This window comes from Hyphomicrobium facile (assembly GCF_900116175.1).
Taxonomy (GTDB): Bacteria; Pseudomonadota; Alphaproteobacteria; order Rhizobiales; family Hyphomicrobiaceae; genus Hyphomicrobium_B; species Hyphomicrobium_B facile.
This window is the reverse complement of record NZ_FPCH01000001.1, coordinates 543,843-564,295: the sequence shown is the minus strand read 5'-3', so window position 1 is coordinate 564,295 and position 20,453 is coordinate 543,843. Positions and strand designations below refer to the sequence as shown.

Genomic DNA, 20,453 nt, shown 5'->3' with positions numbered 1-20,453 from the left:
CCGAGCCGAACAAGTGAGCAATCGACGAACCGCAAAAAGCAAAGATTAACGTCCGCACACTATTTATGCTCGAAAACATGGGTGGCAACGATGTCTCTTACCATAAGCAAAAAAGTCCTACTCGCACTGTCCGCGCCTGCGCTCTTCGCCCTCGGCGCCGCAACAGCGATGGCGCTCGCGCCATCGATAACGTTCACGCCGCTGCTCCAAACGTCGAAAACCGTCGCGGACGAGCCGATCGTCTATCCGACGGGCGCGCCCGCGAAGATTACAGCCGGATACATCGATGTGCCGCCCGGCGTCTCCACCGGCTGGCACCAGCACGGTATTCCTCTCGTTGGAATGGTGATGGAAGGCGAGCTGACCGTCGACTACGGAAACAAAGGCAAGCGCACCTATAAGCCGGGCGATACTTTTGTCGAAGCGATCCACCAGACGCACCAGGGCACCAACACAGGGACTGGTCCCCTCCGGCTTCTAGCCATCTTCATCGGCGCGGAAGGCATGCCGACGTCGATCCCGGAAAAGGCCCCGGAATAGCTTGCTAGATTAGTTCGCAAACGGATCAATAGCTCCGCTGAACGAAGCTTTCCGGCGTGCCATCCTCGGGATTGACGAAAATGACGTCCTTCGGATCGCGCCGCGGTGTATCGACCGACAGGAAAACAACCGGCTCTTCGATGATCTCCGGCAGGGCGTGAACCGTTCCCTTCTCGAAGAACAATAATTGCCCGGGGCCGAATTCACTGATCGTCGAGGCATCGCGCATCCAGAAGGTGCCGCGCCCCGAAAACACATAGAGATATTCATCGCACGTCGCGTGATAGTGCGGCGGCGTCGGCTTGTAGACGCGGAAGACGCGGGCGCTCGCCGCTTCGCGATTTGTCAGATAGCGGTCGACGAGCAGCGTCGTCGCGGATGACGGAAACGACGCGGCGACCTCGCCGATATCGAACCGGCCAATGCCCGCCTGCTGAGCTTTCTCGTCCATGTGCTCGACCTCATTCCAATTATCACGAATTCGTAAGGTTTGCCGCGCCGCCCGCCCGTTCAGTGGCAATTCCGGCACGCTCCTCCATTCCTTTGTGCATACCACAATGAGACCGCCTGTCTTTCGTTTGAACCCTCGACTAATTTCCCGGCCGGAAGACCTGACCTTCTGGAGGGGCAAATGCGCTCATTGAAACTCGTCGTCGCTGCGGCTGCGGTGATGGTTGCACTATCCGCGACGGCTCAAGCCGCCGACTGCGTCCGCGTCGGAGCGATTGGCGATGGGCTGACGCACGACCTCGCGGTTATCATGTCGACGCACGGCTTGGCGAACATCATCGAAGCCAAGGGCCGCACGCCGAAGGGCGCGGTCCACACGTCCTGCACGCCGGGCACGTTCGGCACCCAGTGCCAGTCGTCGCAGCTGGCCTGCAAGTAACAAGCGTTCTGACTTTCGAGGGCTAACGAGCATCATCGTGCGGAATTCCGCACGGTGATGTTTTCGTTTAGTGGAAGTCCCGCGATTTCGGAATGACGCGAACATTGCGCGGATGACGCGGCTTCGGCTCGCGCGAGAAACGCGGATGTATCCGCCGCTCGTCTTTTCGGCTCGGATGCGCGGAGCCGGGTTCCGGGTGGTGCAGCACCTCGTCCGCATTCGCTACCGGCACGTCCATGTCGGCTGCCCATTCGGAAAGACGCAGCAGCCAATCGCTTCTGTCGACTAGCTTCGTCGACACCACGTGAATGATATCCGCGTGCTTCTCGACCTGCCTTTGCAGGCGGCCTTCAACCACGATGAGCCGCGACGTCATCACGACCTTGCGAAAACGTTCGAGCAGCTTCGGCCAGATGATGACATTGGCAATGCCTGTCTCATCCTCGACCGTCATGAACACGACGTTGCCCGTTCCCGGCCGTTGCCGGACGAGCACGACGCCCGCCACTCGAACAAAGGAGTCGTTTTTCGCGCTTGCCAACTCCTTGCAGGAAAGCACGCACTCGCGGCGGAAATCCTCACGCAGAAACGACATCGGATGCGCCTTGAGCGAAAGACGTAGCGTCTGGTAGTCGTTGACCACATGCTCCGAGAGCGCCATCTCGGGCAATTTGACGTCGGCCTCCTTCCCAACGTCCTGCGTCTCGCTCCAGGAAAAAAGCGGCAGCGGCGGCGCATTGGAGAGCGCTTTGACTTCCCACAAAGCTTGCCGGCGATCGAGCCCCAGCGAGCGAAACGCATCTGCCGCCGCTAGCTTCTCGAGCGTGCTAACGCTTCCGCGCTTTGCGACATCCGCAATGCCTTGAAATCTTCTGTTTATCCCGTGCTTCTGCGTCTCGGGTGCAGGCGGAATGAGCGTCGGGAATTTTCGGCGCAAAGCCTGCTTCTTCTCCGGATCTTTCTCCGGAACCTCGTGAATGTCGGCTTCGCTGAGGCCATCGATGAGACGCAGCCCGAGCCTCAACGCCGGACGACCTCCTTCGAGTGTCCGCTCCAATGTCGAATCCCAATCGGAGAAATTGACGTCCGTCTCCCGCACCTCCACCCCGTGCTCGTGAGCATCGCGCACGATCTGCGCGGGCGCGTAAAAACCCATCGGCTGCGAATTCAAAAGCGCGCACGCAAACGCCGCCGGATAATGACATTTGATCCAGGACGACACATAGACGAGCAGCGCGAAGCTCGCCGCATGGCTCTCCGGAAAGCCGTATTCGCCAAAGCCCTTGATCTGGGCGAAACAGCGCGCCGCAAATTCCTCGTCATAGCCGCGCTCGACCATGCGCGAGACCATCTTCTCTTCAAGCAGACCGATCGTGCCGACGCGGCGAAACGTTGCCATCGCGCGCCTGAGATCGTTGACCTCCTTGTCGTTGAACTTGGCGGCAACCATCGCAATGCGCATCGCCTGCTCTTGAAAAAGCGGCACGCCCAATGTCTTGCCGAGAATGTTCTTGAGTTCATCTTCGTCGCCGCCCTTGGGATAAGGATAGACCACGGCCTCGAGCCCGTTGCGGCGCCTGAGATAGGGATGCACCATGTCGCCTTGGATCGGCCCCGGACGCACGATCGCGACCTCGATGACGAGATCATAGAATTCCTGCGGCTTCAGCCTTGGCAGCATATTCATCTGCGCCCGGCTTTCGACCTGGAACACGCCGAGGGAATCCGCGCGGCACAGCATATCGTAAGTCGGCTTGTCCGCGCGCGGCACGGTTGCAAGCGTATACGTCCGGCCGTGATGCTTCTCGATCAGATCGAAGGCCTTGCGAATGCAGGTCAGCATGCCGAGCGCCAGAACATCGACCTTCATCAATCCCAGCGCCGCGATGTCGTCCTTGTCCCATTCGATGAAGGTGCGGTCCGCCATTGCCGCGTTGCCGACCGGCACGACTTCGACCAAAGGACCGCGCGTGAGCACGAAGCCGCCGACGTGCTGCGACAGATGCCGTGGGAATCCCATCAATTCCTGCGCCAGCTTCATCGCCGCAGCTAACGTCCGGTCCGCGGGATCGAGCCCCGCACCGCGAACGTGTTTTTCCGGCGGAACGCCGCCCCCATGCGTTCCCCACACCATGCCGGCAAGCGCCGAGATCGTATCTTCCGAAAGGCCGAACACCTTGCCGACATCGCGCACGGCCGATCGCGAACGATATGAAATGACCGTTGCAGTCAGCCCCGCACGGTCGCGGCCATAGCGCTCATAGATCCATTGAATGACCTCTTCGCGCCGCTCGTGTTCGAAATCGACATCGATATCGGGTGGCTCCAGGCGGGCAGACGAGATGAAGCGCTCGAAGAGCAAATTGACCTCGATCGGGTTCACCGCCGTAATACCGAGGCAATAGCAGACGACCGAATTCGCAGCCGATCCGCGCCCCTGGCAAAGAATGTCCTTGGATCTCGCGAACGCGACAATGTCGTGGACTGTCAGAAAATACGGCGCGAACTTGAGTTCGCCGATCAGCTTGAGCTCTTTTTCGATCGTGTCCCGAACCTTTTCCGGAACGCCTTCTGGAAAGTGGCTTTGAGCACCTTTCCAGGTCAGCTCGATAAGATGCTCCTGCGGGGTCTTGCCCGGCGGCACCGGCTCATCGGGATATTCGTATTTGAGATCACCGAGCGAAAACCGGCAGGCTTCGACGATGTCGAGCGTCCGCGCCAGCGCCGCTTCATGACCTCTGAAGAGGTGCGCCATTTCCTCCGCACTTTTAAGGTATCGCTCGGCATTGGCCTCGAGCCGGAGACCCGCTTCGCGAAGCGTCGTCTTTTCGCGAATGCAGGTGACGACATCCTGCAGCGGACGGCACTCGGCATGATGATAGAGCACGTCGTTGGTCGCAACGATCGGCGTGCCCGCCAGTTCGCCAATCGCGGCAAGCGCTGCGATGCGCGACCGGTCGTCCCCACGATAGGTATGCGAAGCCGCAAGATAAAGAGGCGCATCGCCCACGGCGCTTTTTATCCGCAGCAACGATGCCTGCAACACCTCCCTCTCTCCATACCCCTGCACTTGGCATAGGGAGGGGGGCGGCGGTTGGCCCGGATTCCCCCCTCCTCTTGACGGGGAGGGGTCGGGGGTGGGGTGAAGGCCGGGAGTGGGGTGAAGGAGCTCGTCGTTGCAGCCCCCCACCCCCAACCCCTCCCCGCGAGGGGGAGGGGAATCAAAACCATTCAAACGTTCACGAACGGATTCAAATGGAATGATCTTTCCGGTTTGAATTTCGGGCGCCGACCTGCGCGCAGCACTTGACGAAACCTCCCGCCAATCCCAATCATCCGGAGGCAGCGCGATGAAGATCTGGCCTTCCGCATGCGCGGCGACATCGGCGAGATGGAGAATGCATTTGCCTTTGTCCGCCCTGAGCTGCCCATGCGAGAGTAAGCGGCAGAGCCGCCCATAGGCCGCGCGATCCGTCGGATAGACGAGCAGGCTCGGTGCATCTTCGAGATCGAGACGCGCGCCGATCACGAGACGAATTTTTGGGTCTTCTTCCCCCTCGTCCGGTTTCGCCGCCACATACGCTCGCACGACACCGGCGAGCGAATTGCGATCCGTCACGGCAATCGCCGAAAGACCCAGCGCCTTCGCCTGCTCGACAAGATCCTCCGCATGCGAGGCGCCCCGCAGAAACGAGAAGTTCGTTGTCACCTGAAGCTCGGCGTAGCGAAGCGTCATCGGCATCGCCTCACGCAAATAGCCCATGCAGGAACCAAGAGGGCCGCTCGCTTCCCTCTTCACCCTCATAAAGGCCATGCCGGAAAACCCAGTACATCGCGCCTTGCTGGTCCTCTATCCGGTAATAGTCGCGCGTGCGCGGCCGCTTCTGATCTTCATCGAGATAGAGCGTCCGCCACCATTCGGGCGCGATGCGTTCAGGTCCTTGGGCGCGCGCCACGCGACGCTCGACGCGCCGCCAGATGAAGCTCGCCGGCGGTCCATCCGGCACGCCGGCCGTAACTTGGATCGGCTCAGGCCGCGAAAGCATGAAGGCCGGGCGAAGCAATCGCTTCGGATAGGGCCAAGGCGGCGTGTAGGATTGAACGCGCGAAGACGTTTCAGCCGCCAGCACATCGAGCGCCGGGAGCCGCACTTCCGCACGTTCCGGAATATGGCTGCCGTTGGGACGCAGCACCGTTATCGCGTCGCGCCCGAGACGATTGACGAGACGGTCGACAAGCTCCGAAGGATCGCGAAAGGCTGCGCCCTGAGGCGAGGCAAAACCCTTTTGATTGGCTCCGCGCTTTCCCGCACGCACCGCATCGAGCCGGAGAATATCGACACCGAAGCCCGCGTCGATGCTCGAAAATTTCTCGCTGAGCAGCGCCATCATGTGGCGAGCGTCATGACAAGGCGTGCTCATGGCAGCGGCAATTGTCCCGCTCGTGCCGTCGGCCCGATAGAACGTCAGACGAAGAACCCGCGCGCCGAGATCCTTCGCCGCGAGTGCGGCAGCGAGTTCGTCCGCAAGCTCATTCGTGAAGGCCTCCAGGGCTTCCGAAGAGATCAGAGGCTCCGCGAAAGCCCGCGCAACCGAGAGGACGGGCGGAGGCTGCATCGGCCGGCGCGGCTCCTCCATCGCGCCGAGGGCCTGATCGAGCCGCACGAGAACGGCGGCGGCAACGTCGGAGGAACGAAACCGCCGCGCCAGGCTATCGCGCGGAATATCGTAGAGCTGACCGATGTGGCGGAGACCCAGTCGCTTCAGCAGCAGAATCCGCGGAGCATCGAGCCGCAGCGCCTCGACGGGAAGGAAACCGATTGACGCGCGCGTCTCGGAAACGGGCGCCATCGCCCATGCCGCATCGGGCGGACAGCCGAAACGGGCGAGCGCATGCGCAGCGCCAAGCGTATCGGCAAGCCCGGCCTGCACGGCAACGCCGAACGACAAAAGATGCTGCGTCATGTTATTGAGCAAGTTCTCTTCGCCCCCGAAGAGATGAGCGACGCCGCTGACGTCGATCCACAAGCCATCATTTCCGTCGACGTGCCGGTTCGGACCGTAGCGGCCGGCCCAGCGCGCAAGCTTCAAAAGCGCAATGCGATCCTTCTCGGGCTCGGCGGGACGCGACAGGAGACCGGGATGCGCCGCCCTGGCATCCGCCAGCGATGTGCCGGCCTCGATCCCGAGACGCGCGGCAGCCTCGTTGACGGCCACGATCGCCAGACCATGCGCTCCGCTCTCAATAAGCGCGAACGGCTGCTGGGACGGCACGGCCGTCGGCTCCGCGCGCCTGAGCCGGAAGATCGGCCACGATGGAAGCCAAATCGAAACGACGCGTTTCATCACTCCACTCCAGAAGCATGGGAGACCGCGCGGCGCTTTCGGGACGCGCCCTGCAACGCTCCAGCGCGATCGAAAAGCGCGGAGACCCTGGCGCACGCGGGTCGAAGGTGTGCGGCGCACTCCCACCGCGCTGCACGCGCCATCGGGTTGCCGTTGCCCCGGCGGGCTCGGAAGCGGGATGCGTAACGAGAAGGCAAGGCGTCGCCGTCTCTCCGGCCGCAAGGCTCAAGCGGCGCGCCGGCGTCAACTCCGCCTCCTCGACAATGCCGATGACGACGGCGAGGCTCTGAGCCCGGAGGCTCTCTTCGATCGCGTTCAACGCGTCGCCAGCACGCGCCGTCTCGACGATGATGAGGCGTGATGGATCGAGACCAAGGCTCGCAAGGCCAGCCGCCGACGGAGAACCGAATTCGCCCGCAAGCTGCCGCGGCCAGCACCACAGCACCCAAGGCCCAATCCCTGAACCAGCCCCGGAACCAGGCCCAGAACCAGCCATCGAAGAGGAAGCATGTGCCTCTTCGCCGGCCGCGAATGTATCGATCCGGCGAACGGCGAGGCGAGCCGCAAAACCTATCCCAGCCATCCAGTCGGCCGCCGACGCGCCACGAACAGCAGAGGGCACTCCCTTGATTTCATGAAGGGAATTCGCCTCGAGCCCTCTCGGCAGAAGATCATCGCAGGCCGGGCAGCCAAGCTCCCAACGCGACCGCCGCCGCGAGCGGGGCAATGGGGAATTTTCCGGCGCCGCAGATACCCCCCGGCGCGGAGCATGCCGCTCGATATGCAAAATGCGGGAGCGTAAGCTTTCGATAACTGCATCTTTAAATGCATCATCTTTCCCGGATCCGGGGGACAGGACCGAGACAGCAGCGGAAACTCTCGAGTCCAATAGGAACCTCATGGTAAAGAAGTCCGTTTAGGGAACGCCTCTAAGCGATCCCCCAATAATGTTCGCCATTTGTTCTAATGCCAACCCTGTAATCCGTCAAGTCCGAGCAGACAAAGAACGAACTCAGATTACGCCGTCATCGAACCGCAACACATCGTTCTAAAATTCGTAAAACCCTAGGAAAGTCAGCGGGGAACGATGCAATCCGTACGGAACTGTGACTTCCCTGCTCTGCCGAGGCCACCGAGACTGAATTATACCGGCTCTTCACTATTCGAAGCACAGGATGACCCCCTCGTTCTGTGTTTAGTATATTTGTTGTTCACCAACCGGAGCATCCCCCGATGAGCCTGCGCTTCCTCAGCGGATTAACCCTCTCGGCCATGGTCATGGCTGGCGGGTTGATGTCCGCATCATCGGCCAAGGCCGACGACCTGATCGATTTCCTCTGGGGCGGCAGCGCCGAATACGGCGGCGGCCGCAAAATCGTATCGTTCGATCCGAAGTACAAACCCGGCCAGGTCATCGTCTCGTTCTCCGACCGCCGGCTCTACTGGATCACGAAGCCGGGCGAGGCAATGACCTATCCCGTTGCAGTTCCCAAGGAAGGAGCCCGTTGGCAGGGCGTGACTTCGGTGACCAACAAGCGTGTCAACCCGCCGTGGACTCCGACGCCGGAAATGGTCAGCAAAAACCCGCGCCTGCCGCGTTGGGTCCCAGGCGGCCATCCGATGAACCCGCTCGGCATCCGGGCAATGTATCTCGGCAGCAGCACGTACCGTATCCACGGCACCGACGCGCCCTGGACCATCGGGCAGGCCGTTTCGGCTGGCTGCATCCGCATGACCAACGAGGACGTGCTCGACCTCTATCCGCGCGTACCCATGGGGACGCGGGTGACTGTGACTTGGCAGCAGTTCTCGACGCAGCCTCTCGCGTCCGGCGACAAGTACCCGCGCTACGGCGATGCCGATTCGAACCCTCGGGCAGCCTCGGCGTCGTCCGCTTCGGCTAACTCGGCGCCAAAGGCCTCTGCCTCGGCTTCTTCATCGAACGCGTCGACCTACGAGTACAAAGCTTACAACACCGGCAAAGCGCAGAATGCCCGCGCCGCCAGCACTCAGTCGAACGACTATGGCCTGAATAGCGACTTCTGGGACGAGAAGCCGACGAAGTCGGCGTCTGTTTCCCAGGCCGCTCCGGAAGCACAGGATCAGGCATCGCAGGACGCCACGCAGGACGACGATCTGGCTCTGACCCAGAAGTCGGATCCGCAGCAGCGGGACGCCGAGAAGGCACCCAAGCAAAAAGCTGCTGAGGCAAAATCCGAAACCGAGCCGTCGGCGTCGGCGTCGGCGGAGAAGAAGAAAATTAGCGACACTTCAAGCGCATCGAGCGCGAAGAAGAAAGCAACGTCCTCTTCCGTCTCCGACCCTCATGTTGATCCGGTCATGAGCCCCGCAATGGCTGTTCCTGACCCGGTAAAGCCGAGCGCAGTGTCGGCTCCGGCGAAGGAATCGGATTCCGGCGCGGCGACAACGCGGGCATCGGCTTCGGAAGTCGACGGGCTTCCCGTCCATAAGGCTGCTGCTGTCCAGGTTCAGTGACGCGGCACCTGAAATCCATCATCGAGAATTTGAGGGCGGCTGATCAAGCCGCCCTTTTTCTTTGCGTCTTCAACGTCCGATCCCACATGAGGGACCGCACACGCCCGCATGAATAGGCGTCTGTTACATTCCGCCCGCAGCAGCTAGTATGTTGCGACAGTTGTCTTTTGCCGATGGCAGCCTTGGTGACTTTGCTCGACAGTACCGGCACGACGCCGCGCCCGCGCCACCCCGAGAAGGTCGCGCATTCCGAAACGCCGTCGTTGCCGAAACCGAACTGGTTAAGGGTCCGCGCACCGGGCTCCCCGGGCTACGACCACACGCGAGCCATCGTTCGCGAACACAAGCTTCACACCGTCTGCGAGGAAGCCGCCTGCCCGAACATCGGCGATTGCTGGCAAAAGCGGCACGCGACGATGATGATCATGGGCGGGATTTGCACGCGCGCCTGCGCTTTCTGCAACGTCGCGACAGGCCTGCCGTCGGCTCTCGATGCCGGCGAGCCGCAACGCGTTGCCGAGGCCGTCGCTCACTTAGCGCTTGAACATGTCGTCGTAACTTCAGTCGATCGCGACGATCTCGCGGACGGCGGCGCCCAGCATTTCGCCGAAACCATCCGCGCGATTCGGGTGGCGTCCCCCGGGACGACGATCGAAGTCCTGACGCCCGACTTCCTGCGCAAACGGGGCGCGCTCGAAATCGTGATTGCAGCGCAGCCCGACGTCTTCAATCACAATCTAGAAACCGTGCCGGGCCTTTATCTGCGCATTCGCCCCGGCGCCCGTTATTTCCATTCGCTCAGGCTCCTGCAACAGGCCAAGGAAATCGACGCCAAGACCTTCACGAAGTCGGGGATCATGGTCGGCCTTGGAGAAACCCGCGAAGAAGTTCTTCAGGTCATGGACGACCTGCGGTCGGCGGGCGTCGACTTCCTGACGATCGGCCAATACCTGCAGCCGACGCGGAAACATGCCGCTGTCGCCCGCTATGTTCCGCCGGAAGAGTTCGAAGGCCTTGCACAAGCCGCACGCGCCAAGGGATTCCTGCTCGTCGCCGCCTCTCCTTTGACGCGATCGTCCTACCATGCGGGTGACGATTTCCGCCGCCTTCAGGCAGCCCATCGCGCACACGCCTCGACTTAATCGAACTCATCTTGCAAGCAGAGCGGTCATGTTAAAATTCGCAGCCAATCTATCGCTGCTGTTCAACGAGATGCCGTTTCTCGATCGCTTCGAAGCAGCCGCCGCGCAAGGCTTCGAAGGCGCCGAATTTCTGTTCCCGTATGAGTTCAACGCCGACGACATCGCCGCGCGTTTGAAGGCGAACGGGCTTCGCCAGGCGCTATTCAATTTGCCCGCCGGCAACTGGGAAGCCGGCGAGCGCGGCATCGCGATTTATCCGAACCTCGTCAGCGAATTCCGCGATAGCGTTGCCCGCGCCGTGAAATACGCAAAGGTGCTGGGTTGCACGCAGCTTCATTGCCTTGCAGGCATCGCCCCAGTCGGCGCCGACCATCGCGCGATGCGCAAAACTTACGTTGAGAATTTACGCTTCGCCGCCCGCGCCCTGGCGGATGAAGGCATGACGCTGCTGATCGAACCGATCAATACGCGCGATATTCCGGGCTACTTCCTCGACTCCACAGCCAAAGCGGCCGACATCATCGAAACGGTGGAAGCGGAGAACCTGCGTCTCCAATACGACGTCTATCACATGCAGATCATGGAAGGCGACCTGACGCCGACGATCGACAAGTACCTGAAGATCATCGCCCATATTCAGATCGCCGACACGCCCGGCCGCCATCAGCCGGGCACCGGGGAGATCAACTACCCGTTCATATTCAGCCATCTCGAGCGGATCGGCTACAAGGGATGGATCGGCTGCGAATACAGGCCGCTCGCCGGTACCTACGACAGCCTCGCGTGGTTCAGAACGCAGAAGGCAAAGTCGCCGATCGCCTGACGCCGCCTCTCATCGAGCGTACCAGCCGCGTCAGTCGGACGGCGAAGCGATGCCGTCCTTGATGACCTTCTCGTTGAGAGCCGGTGCGCAAAGCTCGATGAACCGGTAGGCGAAGCCGCGTAGAAAGCGGCCGCGACGAAGCGCGATGCGCGACGTCGATTTCGGGAAAAGATGCGTTGTATCGAGAAGCGTCAGCCCCTTGTCGCGGCTCTCATCGTAGGACATAGACGCTACGATGCCGATGCCAAGGCCGACTTCGACATAGGTTTTGATAACGTCGGCATCGAGCGCGACCATCACGATATCCGGCGCGAGATTGGCCGAGGCGAACGCCGCATCGATCGCGGGGCGCCCCGTGAAGCCCTCGTGATACGTGATGATCGGCCAATCGGCGATATTCTCCAACGTCACCGGCGTCTGGCTTTCAAGCGGATGTCCCTTCGGCACGACCACGCCATGATGCCAGGAATAGAACGGGAAGGTCACGTGCTCGGCGGTGTCTTCCAGCGCCTCGGTGGCAATACCGATGTCGGCCGTGCCATCGTTCAGCATCGCCGCGATTTCCCTCGGCGTCCCTTGGTGCAGGACAAGATGGACGTTCGGAAACTCCTTCCGGAACGCCGCGATCGGCCCCGGCAGCGCATAACGCGCCTGCGTGTGCGTCGTCGCGATGAGAATCTCGCCGCGATCCGACCCCGCAAATTGATCGGCAAGCCGTTTGATATTCGCAGTATCGAGCAGAATCCGATCGACGATCAGCGCCAGCTCTTTGCCGGGCTCGGTAAGACCTAGGAGCCGCTTGCCGCGGCGCACGAACAGCTCAACACCCAGTTCGTCCTCGAGGTCTTTGATATGCTTCGAAACGCCGGATTGCGACGTGTAGAGCGCATTCGCGACTTCGGTGAGATTGAAATTACGGCGGAGTGTTTCGCGGATAATGCGGAGTTGCTGGAAGTTCACGATGCGGCCTGTGTTCCGTTCTGATCTGCAAAGACGCTCAACCGCCGCCCTCTGAGCTTGACGTGCTGACCCGTCGAAAGCCCCAGCGACTGAACATCGGAGCCCGGAATTTCGACTTCGAAAAATTCCTTGCGGCCCTCGCGCGCCTCGCCATTGGCCACAAGTTCTACCCGCGCGACGGCACCGGTGCCAAGAATTCTCTTGATGCTCGCGGATACGCCGTCTTCAGACTGCGGGTTCGCAACGATTTCAGTATCGTGCGGACGGCTGAACGCGACGACCTCTTGCCCGTTTTTGAACGTCCCCGTCTGGAAACGCAGCTTCTCATCCCCAACGCGCACGAAGTCACCGTCGACGCGGCCGCGGAATTCGTTAACCGAGCCGATAAAGCTATAGGCAAACGCCGTCGCCGGCTGCTCGTAGATCTCTTTCGGCGTGCCGATCTGCTCGACTTGCCCCTTGTTAACGAGAACGATCCGGTCGGAAACTTCGAGTGCCTCTTCCTGATCGTGCGTCACGAAAATCGAGGAGATATGCAGTTCGTCGTGCAGGGTACGAAGCCAGCGCCGCAGCTCTTTTCTGACTTTGGCGTCGAGCGCGCCGAACGGCTCGTCGAGAAGCAGAACGCGCGGTTCGACGGCGAGAGCCCGGGCGAGCGCGATGCGCTGCCGTTGGCCGCCCGAAAGCTGCGACGGGAAACGGTTGGCCACCCATCCGAGCTGCACGAGATCGAGCAGCCGGTTGACCTTGGCGCGAATGTCCTTCTCGCTCGGCCGCTCACGGCGCGGGCGAACGCGCAGACCGAAAGCGATATTCTCGAACACCGTCATATGCCGGAAGAGCGCGTAATGCTGAAAGACGAATCCGACCCGGCGTTGGCGCACGTCTTTGTCCGTCGCGTCCGCACCGTCGAGCACGATGCGACCCGTATCGGCATGCTCGAGGCCCGCGATGACACGCAGAAGCGTCGTCTTTCCGCAGCCCGACGGGCCGAGAAGCGCGACGAGTTCTCCATCCGGAAAATTGAGCGAGACGTTGTTCAGCGCTTTGAATGTGCCGAACGTCTTGCTGATGCCAATGACCTCGATGCTCATGAAACCTGTTCCCCGGCTACCGGACGGTGGGAGCGCCACTCGACGTACGTTTTCAAAACGAGTGTTACCAGCGCCAGCAGCGCCAATAGCGATGCCACAGCGAAAGCGGCGGCGAATTGATATTCGTTGTAGAGAATCTCGACGTGCAGCGGCATCGTGTTCGTTTCGCCGCGGATATGGCCCGAGACGACCGACACCGCGCCGAACTCGCCCATCGCGCGAGCGTTGCACAGGATGACCCCGTAAAGCAGGGCCCATTTCACGTTCGGGATCGTCACGCGCCAGAAGGTCTGAAGGCCTGACGCGCCGAGCGATATCGCAGCCTCCTCCTCGTCGCGTCCCTGCGCCTGCATCAACGGAATGAGCTCGCGCGCGATGAACGGAAACGTGACGAAGATCGTAGCGAGAACGATGCCCGGCACCGCGAAGATGACTTTTATGTCGTGCTCATTCAGCCAGGGACCGAACCACCCCTGCAATCCAAACACCAACACGTAGATCAAACCGGCGACCACCGGCGACACGGAAAACGGCAGATCGATGAGGGTGATCAGAAAATTCTTGCCGGGGAATTGAAACTTCGCGATCGCCCAGGCGGCCGAGACCCCGAAAACGAGATTGAGCGGAACGGAGATTGCAGCCGCCAGGATCGTCAGACGAATTGCCGACAGCGCGTCGGGTTCAACGAGCGCCGCGAAGTAAGTGCCCGCGCCTTTGCGGAAGGCTTCCACGAACACTGCGATCAAGGGCAGCAAAAGGAAGATGGTGAAATACGTGAGCCCCACGCCGATCACCAAGTACTTCACCCAAGCCGAATCCCGCGTCGCCGGATTGGCTTCGAATTTACTGGCCGTATCGGACCGGGCGTCGAATGTTGCAGCAACGGTCGCCATCAGATCGCCCTCCCCGTACGTCGCGCGGTCCACGCCTGAAGGCCATTGATCACCAGCAGCAACAGGAACGAGATGACCAGCATGACGGAAGCAACGGCCGTCGCGCCCTTGTAGTCGAACTGCTCGAGCTTCGTGATGATGATCAGCGGCGTGATTTCAGAAACCATCGGAATATTGCCGGCGATGAAGATCACCGATCCGTATTCGCCGACGGCACGCGCAAATGCCAGCGCGAAACCGGTCAGCAACGCTGGAAAGAGCGTCGGGAACACAACGCGCTGAAACGCCTGCCAGCGCGTCGCCCCGAGGCTCGCGGCGGCCTCCTCATATTCTGTTTCAAGATCTTCGAGCACCGGCTGAACCGTCCGGACAACGAAAGGCAGCCCGATAAAAGTCAGCGCAACGAGAACGCCCGGAGGTCCGAACGCGATTTTGATTCCGAGAGGTTCGAGAAGCGCGCCGATCCATCCGTTTTTCGCGTAGATCGCGGTCAGCGCGATACCCGCAACAGCCGTCGGCAACGCGAAGGGAAGATCGATGAGCGCATCGACGATCTTGCGGCCCGGAAACGTATAACGCGTCAAGCCCCAGGCGAGCAGCAAACCGAAAACGGCGTTGATCGCCGCGGCCAAAAACGATGCCCCGAAAGTCAATTTATAGGACGCGACGACGCGCGGCGCCGCAACCGCACTCACGAGTTCGTCCCAGCTCATCGTTGACGTCTTGAGAAAGACGGCTGACAGCGGAATGAGAACGATCAGCGACAGGTACACAAGCGTAAAGCCGAGCGATAGCCCGAACCCCGGCAGCACCCTCTTATTGACCCCAAACATTCCCGCCCCTTAAATCAGCACAGCCAGCACGACGACGAATCCGGCGGCCGCGAAAACGCCGGCCCAGGAAAGCGCCCTGCCCAAAATGATCCCGTCGAGAGTCATTCACTCGTCTTTCTGCTAAAACATACGACGCGCAGACTATTTGAGAGCCGCCCCACGGCTAACGAACAATAGCTGCTAAGCATATGAGATTATCGCGGGTTGCTCAGGTCGGTAGCGACCTTAACCCTGCCGGCCCCGCGAGTTGGAACCATCGAGCCCCGTGACGACCAAGAATGCTTTTGCGTCCTCGTCCCCTGGATTGTGAAAATGATGCGGAGTATCCGCATTGAAGAGGATCGCATCCCCCTCGATCAGCCGAGCAGGAGAATCCTCCCCCACGACGATCTCGACCGTGCCCTTGACGACGACGAGGTTCTTCTTGGCGCCTGCCGTCTGCGCCGCGAACAATTCGCGATGCTGCGCGCCAATCGTCACCTCATAAATTTCAATGCGTTGCGGATCCCCCCAGGGGAAAAGTGCGCGGCTGACGAAGCCTCCTTCGCTCGACGAAACCACCGTCGCTCGGTCGCGCGGGACAACGACCGTGCCGCCCACGCCCGGACTGGAAATGAGGCTTGGCACCGAGACCTTCAACGCCTCGGCAATGCGGCCTAACAGGTTGATCGTCGGCGCGCTTTTGCCCGTTTCGATCTGCCCGAGCATCGCGCGGCTGACGCCCGAGATGACACCAAGCTGTTCCAACGACAGACCATTTTTGCGCCTGAGATGACGCAAATTTTCCCCGACGATGATGGAAAGCTTCGCCGGTCCGCTGTCCGCACCTTCGAGTGTCTCGAAATCTTCTTTTCTCGCCATTACCATCGCCGCCGACTTTCGCAATCGCGTTTGCGTCTGCAAATACGGATAACCGAGCGGCGATACTGGCGGAACGAAGAAGAAATTATGAGCTTATGAGTGAATTGCTTGCCGCGAGCATGGCTCAAAGCGGCGGCGCATCGCGCAGAAAGGCGAGAAGGAAAACCTGAGGGCCATCCTTCTCGCATGTGATCTGACGGGAGCGTCAGACGTTCCTGACTTCCGAAACGGCAGTGCCGTCTTAGAAGTTGATCTTCATACCGCCGATGACTTGCTGCATCGCAGACAACTCAGTGGCTGATGAGTTCGTGCCGACCGTCACATCGCCATCAGCATGCTGATAGACAAGGTAAAGGGTCGATTCGGCCGCTTCGATGTTCTGCGCAGCACCGACTGCCCAGAAATTGATGTTGGCGCCCGTTGTTTTGATGCTACCTGTGCCGCTTACGTTCGAACCCGCGTCATCCTGGCGATACATACCGAAAACGTTGGTTTTACCCAGCGGGATCCACTTCTTCTCGATGCCGCCCTGGACGAACCAGGTTGTGCTGTCCTTCTCGAGAATTTTCGCGTCGATGGCGGGATCGTTCGAGCCATCATGCTGCTTGCCATAACCGGCATAAACGAACAGACCCGTCGGGGTGTGCTGAGCGAAGCCCGAAACGCCCCACCATTCGCAATTGAGTGCGTTATCAGGCGACGAGCCCGAGCCGTGGCAAGGCGTGGAGAAGCCATCCGTCGACTGGCCATAACCGGCACGTGCATTGTAGTTGAAATCGCCAGCTTCGCCCTTGTAGATCAACGCGACATCCCAGATGTCGTCTTCACCCCAGGCCGTTGCAACGTTGAAGCCCGCGAACGTCGGCGAGTCGTAACGCACGATATTCCGGCGTCCGTCATCGCCCGGCGTTGAGTTGTTGAAACCGCGAAGCGCATCGCCCCACTTCAAGCTTGAAGAGCCGGACGGGATCCGATTCCCGGCCTTATCGCGGAGGAAGAAGCTCTGGAGATAATCCGGAGGACCCTCGGCGTCGTAAAAGTTACGCGTCAGAGTCGTGTCGGTGTCGTCGAGCAAATGATAGGTCGCCGTGCTGTCCTGACCGACAGTGAGCTTGCCGAAAGTCTTGCTCTTTAAGAACCAGCTGCTCTTGCGCACCGAAAGGCTATTCGGGGTGCCGGCCGTGCCGTCCGGATTGTCCTGATCGGTTTTGCTGCTGTTGCCGCCCCACACGCCGATTTCCAGCACGTAACCCGCAGACCAATCGGCGTTGATCTTGGCTTCGCCGAGGAAGCGAAAACGGGATTGCTCAACCGGGCTGGTGCCGACATAAGTATTTTTTTCGCTGCCGTCGTCCCACCAAATCACGTTCTCGCTCACCCAGCCCGAGACCGTCAGGCTGACCTTGCGATTGCCCTTGCGCGCCGTCGTGGCCTCGAGCTCGGCAATGCGCTCTTCGAGATCCGCGCAGCAATTGCCGCCGAGATCGGCAGCGGCTGCGGGCATCGCCCATCCGCTGACCATCAAGGCAGCTACCGAGACACCCCAGAGGCGTCCCTTTCTCTGTACTAGCTTCATGTGACTTCAGACCCCCGTCTGTTTAATTAGATGAACTTCTGATTAGTTCATTGATTTCTCAGCTATTTTTTATGAACCCCTCTCCAAGTCAATTGCTTATTCTCAGTAGTGTGCAGATCTGCAATAGCGGAGTGACTATCTCGCACCATGGGTTGTCACATTCGGGGCACCGACGGTCCAGCCGGCCGCGCGAAGCAGCGCGGCGGCGCCGGCGAGATCGCGATGATCAATCGATTGTGCGCCCCGGCCCAACGCGTATCGCTTGCGAGCGAGCCAGTGCCGCTGCAACGGCTGAGACTGAGACAAATCCAAAGCCGCAAGGCGTTCAGCCGCCGAGCGAAATTCGCCGGCACGCCGCAGTCTTTCAAGCAGTGCGAGACCTTCGGGCCACGGGCCGAAGCCGGCCTCGGAATTGATGTGCCCGGCCTCGCCGAGATCGATGAAATCGGCCCGCCAGAGATCAGCCCAGCGACGCGCCTTATCGATCGCCATCCAAGGATCGTTCCTGCTGGCAACGACGATGACGGGAAAGCCCAAAGGCTTCGTCGGCAGGAATTCCGCGACCCCGAAGGCTTCGGGATCCGCCGGAGCGACGAGAAGCGCTCCGGTGATTCGCTCGGCGTGATCGCTTGCGGCCTGCACGGAGGCCAAGGCTCCGAACGAATGCCCAGCGATGAAGATCGGCCCTGTTGCGCGTGCAATTTCGCGACGAACGCGCGCTGACCATTCGGGTAGATGAGGATCGTTCCAGTCGCGCTGTGTGATGCGGACGCTGCCGCTGACGCGGCGCTCGAGCCAGGTTTGCCAGTGCGTAGGCCCGCTCGATCGAAGGCCCGGTACGATGAGAGTTGTCGACATTGAATTCACCCTTGATGCTGAGCCATTGGACGGAAACTGGCTCTGGTCTGTTCGGGTCTGCGGCGGACTTCGCGCGCCGCTAAAACGGCAATTACCGGCTTTTGCGCCGGTCAGCGGACAGACGACCCGCAACACCTTTCTCGACCACGTCCTGACGTCAGCATTGTTTCGAATTCCGTGACGAAGTGATCAAACGTCCTGCTTCGTGCGTCGCCCAGTTCTCTTTCCGAAATGGTCTGGAGGAGCTTTCGGCCGAGAAGGCGACGCACGAATTCAGGTTCTAGAGAGACGTTCAGCTCTTGTTGCCGGGCGTGTAGATCTGATCGAAGCTGGCACCATCTTTGAAGTGAGTATCGAACGCCTTGGTCCAACCGCCGAAAGCATCGTCGATCTTAAAGAGGTTCAACTTCTGGAAATTGCCCGCGAATTTTTCCGCTACAGCCGGATCAGCCGGGCGATAGTAATTCCGGGCCGCAATTTCCTGACCTTCGGGCGAGTAGAGATACTTGAGGTACTCTTCGGCCACCTTGCGTGTTCCGTGCTTGTCAACGTTCGCGTCAACGACAGAGACCGTTGGCTCCGCAAGAATGGAAACCGAGGGGGCGACGATCTCGAACTTGTCGGGTCCCAGTTCCTTCAGCGAGAGATAGGCTTCATTCTCCCAAGCAATCAGCACGTCGCCGATACCGCGTTCGACAAAGGTCGTCGTCGAGCCTCGTGCGCCGCTGTCGAGAACCGGCACGTTCTTGTACAGCTTGGTCACGAATTCCTTCGCCTTGGCATCGCCGCCGTATTTTACGTCAGCATAATGCCAAGCCGCGAGATAGTTCCACTGCGCGCCGCCCGACGTCTTGGGATTCGGCGTAATCACAGCCACGCCTTCCTTCACGAGATCGTCCCAATCTTTGATGCCTTTCGGATTACCCTTGCGCACCAGAAAGACGATCGTTGACGTATACGGTGCCGAGTTGTGCGGAAGCCTGGATTGCCAGTCCGCCGGAATGAGCTTTGCTTTTTCAACAATGGCGCTCACGTCGCGAGCGAGCGCAAGAGTTACGACATCTGCCTCAAGGCCATCGATGACCGACCGCGCCTGCTTGCCCGAGCCGCCATGGGACTGCTTGATGGTTACGTCGTCGCCGGTCGTCGCCTTCCAGTGCTTCGCAAACGCCTTGTTGTAATCGACATAGAGTTCGCGCGTCGGATCGTAGGATACGTTGAGCAGCGAGATTTCGGCAGCGGAAGCGTAGCCGGAAAGCCCAGCAAGGCCGAGGCCCAGCGCGGCCCCGATGGCTGATCTACGGGTCAGGGGTAGGAACGACATCAGAACCTCTCAAGTTGGAATTGACTTGAGGGCGAACCTATCCAGCGCTACGGCGCCGACGAACGAAGAAGAAATGCTGAGCTTATTAGAGGTTTCGCTGCTTGAAACCCCAACGCTACCGGGTTCCCATCCGCTAAAATGGAAATCTAAGGCAAGACGATAAAGCGAAATTTTCGCATTGCCCGCGCACAGAATGCGAGGACGCATCCAATGAGGAAAACGTAAACCCTGCTCCGTTGCAGCTACTGCTTTCTAAGCTCCACGCTGTCGGCCGTGATCGTATAACCGGCGTCGGCGAGGCCCGTGAAAGCTTCGCTCGTGTTGATCTTGCCGGTCACCGTCACCGGATCGAACATGCCGCCGACTTCGAACCCTTTGTCTGCCTTCACGTAGATAATCTGATTGGCCGGCGGCGGCGGCACGTGGATACAGGCCCCGACGAAGGGCACGAGAAGGAATTCCTTCACCGTCGTCGCATCGAAGTCGAGAGGAACGACGTAACCGCCGATCGAAACGCTTTGTCCGTCAAGTTCCGCAACGATGGCAGGCGGGCGATCGCTACCAGGCTGCCGGCGCTTGACCGCCATGAACTTGCCCTCGGGAAGCGGCGGCGGAGGTGGCCCCGCATCCGTGGACGGCGGCACCGAGCCTCCGAAAAACGTCTTGGACTGCATTGTCGACGCCGCGGGCACGCTCTTTGGAACGAGATCGGCCCACTTGAGTTGCCGCGGCGTATCGGCGGCGACATTCGACGACGACGCCACCGCGAGCACCAGATTGAGCAGGACGCTCAGAGCCAAAACATATTTCGATGCCATA

The 20,453-nt window shown here is 60.4% G+C and carries 18 protein-coding genes; 5 read left to right on the top strand and 13 right to left on the bottom strand.

Annotation, left to right across the window (positions count from 1 at the left end; translation table 11 throughout):
- The first annotated feature begins 90 nt into the window (after positions 1-90).
- On the top strand, positions 91-540 hold the full coding sequence (locus tag BM399_RS02725; RefSeq protein ID WP_092863883.1) for a cupin domain-containing protein: 450 nt from the start codon (positions 91-93) through the stop codon (positions 538-540).
- Positions 541-565: 25 nt separating this feature from the next.
- On the opposite strand, the gene BM399_RS02720 is transcribed toward BM399_RS02725, so the two are convergent.
- Complete coding sequence (locus tag BM399_RS02720) at positions 566-991, bottom strand: cupin domain-containing protein (protein WP_092863880.1); 426 nt, start codon at positions 989-991, stop codon at positions 566-568.
- A gap of 180 nt (positions 992-1,171) precedes the next feature.
- Here BM399_RS02720 and BM399_RS02715 point away from each other — a divergent pair, with 180 nt between their 5' ends.
- Positions 1,172-1,429, top strand: a complete 258-nt coding sequence (locus BM399_RS02715) for a hypothetical protein (protein ID WP_092863877.1) — start codon at positions 1,172-1,174, stop codon at positions 1,427-1,429.
- A gap of 67 nt (positions 1,430-1,496) precedes the next feature.
- Here the strand turns inward: BM399_RS02715 and BM399_RS02710 are convergent, their stop codons facing one another.
- From BM399_RS02710 to BM399_RS02700, 3 genes are read right to left on the bottom strand one after another with little or no spacing between them, the layout of a single operon-like run.
- Positions 1,497-5,165 carry an error-prone DNA polymerase gene (locus tag BM399_RS02710; RefSeq protein WP_092866172.1) on the bottom strand — a complete coding sequence of 1,223 codons (3,669 nt, stop codon included), beginning with the start codon at positions 5,163-5,165 and terminating at the stop codon, positions 1,497-1,499.
- Positions 5,166-5,175: 10 nt separating this feature from the next.
- On the bottom strand, positions 5,176-6,774 hold the full coding sequence (locus BM399_RS02705) for a Y-family DNA polymerase (RefSeq protein ID WP_092863875.1): 1,599 nt from the start codon (positions 6,772-6,774) through the stop codon (positions 5,176-5,178).
- Positions 6,671-7,357, bottom strand: a complete 687-nt coding sequence (locus BM399_RS02700; protein ID WP_143111308.1) for an ImuA family protein — start codon at positions 7,355-7,357, stop codon at positions 6,671-6,673. The genes BM399_RS02705 and BM399_RS02700 overlap by 104 nt, the downstream gene beginning before the upstream one ends.
- Before the next feature lie 650 nt (positions 7,358-8,007).
- Here BM399_RS02700 and BM399_RS02690 point away from each other — a divergent pair.
- The 3 genes from BM399_RS02690 (at position 8,008) to otnI (ending at position 11,235) form a co-directional block, all read left to right on the top strand.
- Positions 8,008-9,270, top strand: a complete 1,263-nt coding sequence (locus tag BM399_RS02690) for a L,D-transpeptidase family protein (RefSeq protein ID WP_092863866.1) — start codon at positions 8,008-8,010, stop codon at positions 9,268-9,270.
- Between the two features lie 173 nt (positions 9,271-9,443).
- Positions 9,444-10,412: a lipoyl synthase gene (gene lipA, locus BM399_RS02685; protein WP_425284047.1), complete on the top strand. Its 969-nt coding sequence runs from the start codon at positions 9,444-9,446 to the stop codon at positions 10,410-10,412.
- A 28-nt stretch (positions 10,413-10,440) separates the two neighbouring features.
- Positions 10,441-11,235: a 2-oxo-tetronate isomerase gene (otnI, locus tag BM399_RS02680; protein ID WP_092863863.1), complete on the top strand. Its 795-nt coding sequence runs from the start codon at positions 10,441-10,443 to the stop codon at positions 11,233-11,235.
- 30 nt (positions 11,236-11,265) lie between these two features.
- On the opposite strand, the gene BM399_RS02675 is transcribed toward otnI, so the two are convergent.
- The 9 genes from BM399_RS02675 to BM399_RS02635 form a co-directional block, all read right to left on the bottom strand.
- A complete protein-coding gene (locus BM399_RS02675) occupies positions 11,266-12,195 on the bottom strand; it encodes a CysB family HTH-type transcriptional regulator (RefSeq protein WP_092863860.1) in 930 nt (309 codons plus the stop codon).
- Positions 12,192-13,289: a sulfate/molybdate ABC transporter ATP-binding protein gene (locus BM399_RS02670; RefSeq protein ID WP_092863857.1), complete on the bottom strand. Its 1,098-nt coding sequence runs from the start codon at positions 13,287-13,289 to the stop codon at positions 12,192-12,194. The genes BM399_RS02675 and BM399_RS02670 overlap by 4 nt, the downstream gene beginning before the upstream one ends.
- Entirely contained in the window at positions 13,286-14,182 is an 897-nt protein-coding gene (cysW, locus tag BM399_RS02665) for a sulfate ABC transporter permease subunit CysW (RefSeq protein ID WP_092866166.1), read from the bottom strand. The genes BM399_RS02670 and cysW overlap by 4 nt, the downstream gene beginning before the upstream one ends.
- A complete protein-coding gene (gene cysT / locus BM399_RS02660) occupies positions 14,182-15,015 on the bottom strand; it encodes a sulfate ABC transporter permease subunit CysT (protein WP_092863854.1) in 834 nt (277 codons plus the stop codon). Before cysT ends, cysW begins: the two co-directional genes overlap by 1 nt.
- 225 nt (positions 15,016-15,240) lie before the next feature.
- Positions 15,241-15,876 carry a helix-turn-helix domain-containing protein gene (locus BM399_RS02655; RefSeq protein ID WP_092863851.1) on the bottom strand — a complete coding sequence of 212 codons (636 nt, stop codon included), beginning with the start codon at positions 15,874-15,876 and terminating at the stop codon, positions 15,241-15,243.
- Positions 15,877-16,117: 241 nt separating this feature from the next.
- Positions 16,118-17,452, bottom strand: a complete 1,335-nt coding sequence (locus BM399_RS02650) for a porin (protein WP_092863848.1) — start codon at positions 17,450-17,452, stop codon at positions 16,118-16,120.
- Between the two features lie 135 nt (positions 17,453-17,587).
- Entirely contained in the window at positions 17,588-18,310 is a 723-nt protein-coding gene (locus tag BM399_RS02645; protein ID WP_092863845.1) for an RBBP9/YdeN family alpha/beta hydrolase, read from the bottom strand.
- Positions 18,311-18,602: 292 nt separating this feature from the next.
- Positions 18,603-19,634, bottom strand: a complete 1,032-nt coding sequence (locus BM399_RS02640) for a sulfate ABC transporter substrate-binding protein (RefSeq protein ID WP_092863842.1) — start codon at positions 19,632-19,634, stop codon at positions 18,603-18,605.
- Positions 19,635-19,876: 242 nt separating this feature from the next.
- On the bottom strand, positions 19,877-20,452 hold the full coding sequence (locus tag BM399_RS02635) for a DUF3299 domain-containing protein (protein ID WP_092863840.1): 576 nt from the start codon (positions 20,450-20,452) through the stop codon (positions 19,877-19,879).
- Between the last annotated feature and the right edge of the window lies 1 nt (position 20,453).

What these genes read in the sequence shown, in the direction of transcription:
- BM399_RS02725 (WP_092863883.1), top strand. Translation starts at nt 91, where the DNA reads ATGTCTCTTACCATAAGCAAAAAAGTCCTACTCGCACTGTCCGCGCCT.
- BM399_RS02720 (WP_092863880.1), bottom strand. Translation starts at nt 991, where the DNA reads ATGGACGAGAAAGCTCAGCAGGCGGGCATTGGCCGGTTCGATATCGGC.
- BM399_RS02715 (WP_092863877.1), top strand. Translation starts at nt 1,172, where the DNA reads ATGCGCTCATTGAAACTCGTCGTCGCTGCGGCTGCGGTGATGGTTGCA.
- BM399_RS02710 (WP_092866172.1), bottom strand. Translation starts at nt 5,165, where the DNA reads ATGACGCTTCGCTACGCCGAGCTTCAGGTGACAACGAACTTCTCGTTT.
- BM399_RS02705 (WP_092863875.1), bottom strand. Translation starts at nt 6,774, where the DNA reads ATGAAACGCGTCGTTTCGATTTGGCTTCCATCGTGGCCGATCTTCCGG.
- BM399_RS02700 (WP_143111308.1), bottom strand. Translation starts at nt 7,357, where the DNA reads ATGGCTGGGATAGGTTTTGCGGCTCGCCTCGCCGTTCGCCGGATCGAT.
- BM399_RS02690 (WP_092863866.1), top strand. Translation starts at nt 8,008, where the DNA reads ATGAGCCTGCGCTTCCTCAGCGGATTAACCCTCTCGGCCATGGTCATG.
- lipA (WP_425284047.1), top strand. Translation starts at nt 9,444, where the DNA reads ATGGCAGCCTTGGTGACTTTGCTCGACAGTACCGGCACGACGCCGCGC.
- otnI (WP_092863863.1), top strand. Translation starts at nt 10,441, where the DNA reads ATGTTAAAATTCGCAGCCAATCTATCGCTGCTGTTCAACGAGATGCCG.
- BM399_RS02670 (WP_092863857.1), bottom strand. Translation starts at nt 13,289, where the DNA reads ATGAGCATCGAGGTCATTGGCATCAGCAAGACGTTCGGCACATTCAAA.
- cysW (WP_092866166.1), bottom strand. Translation starts at nt 14,182, where the DNA reads ATGGCGACCGTTGCTGCAACATTCGACGCCCGGTCCGATACGGCCAGT.
- cysT (WP_092863854.1), bottom strand. Translation starts at nt 15,015, where the DNA reads ATGTTTGGGGTCAATAAGAGGGTGCTGCCGGGGTTCGGGCTATCGCTC.
- BM399_RS02655 (WP_092863851.1), bottom strand. Translation starts at nt 15,876, where the DNA reads ATGGCGAGAAAAGAAGATTTCGAGACACTCGAAGGTGCGGACAGCGGA.
- BM399_RS02650 (WP_092863848.1), bottom strand. Translation starts at nt 17,452, where the DNA reads ATGAAGCTAGTACAGAGAAAGGGACGCCTCTGGGGTGTCTCGGTAGCT.
- BM399_RS02645 (WP_092863845.1), bottom strand. Translation starts at nt 18,310, where the DNA reads ATGTCGACAACTCTCATCGTACCGGGCCTTCGATCGAGCGGGCCTACG.
- BM399_RS02640 (WP_092863842.1), bottom strand. Translation starts at nt 19,634, where the DNA reads ATGTCGTTCCTACCCCTGACCCGTAGATCAGCCATCGGGGCCGCGCTG.
- BM399_RS02635 (WP_092863840.1), bottom strand. Translation starts at nt 20,452, where the DNA reads ATGGCATCGAAATATGTTTTGGCTCTGAGCGTCCTGCTCAATCTGGTG.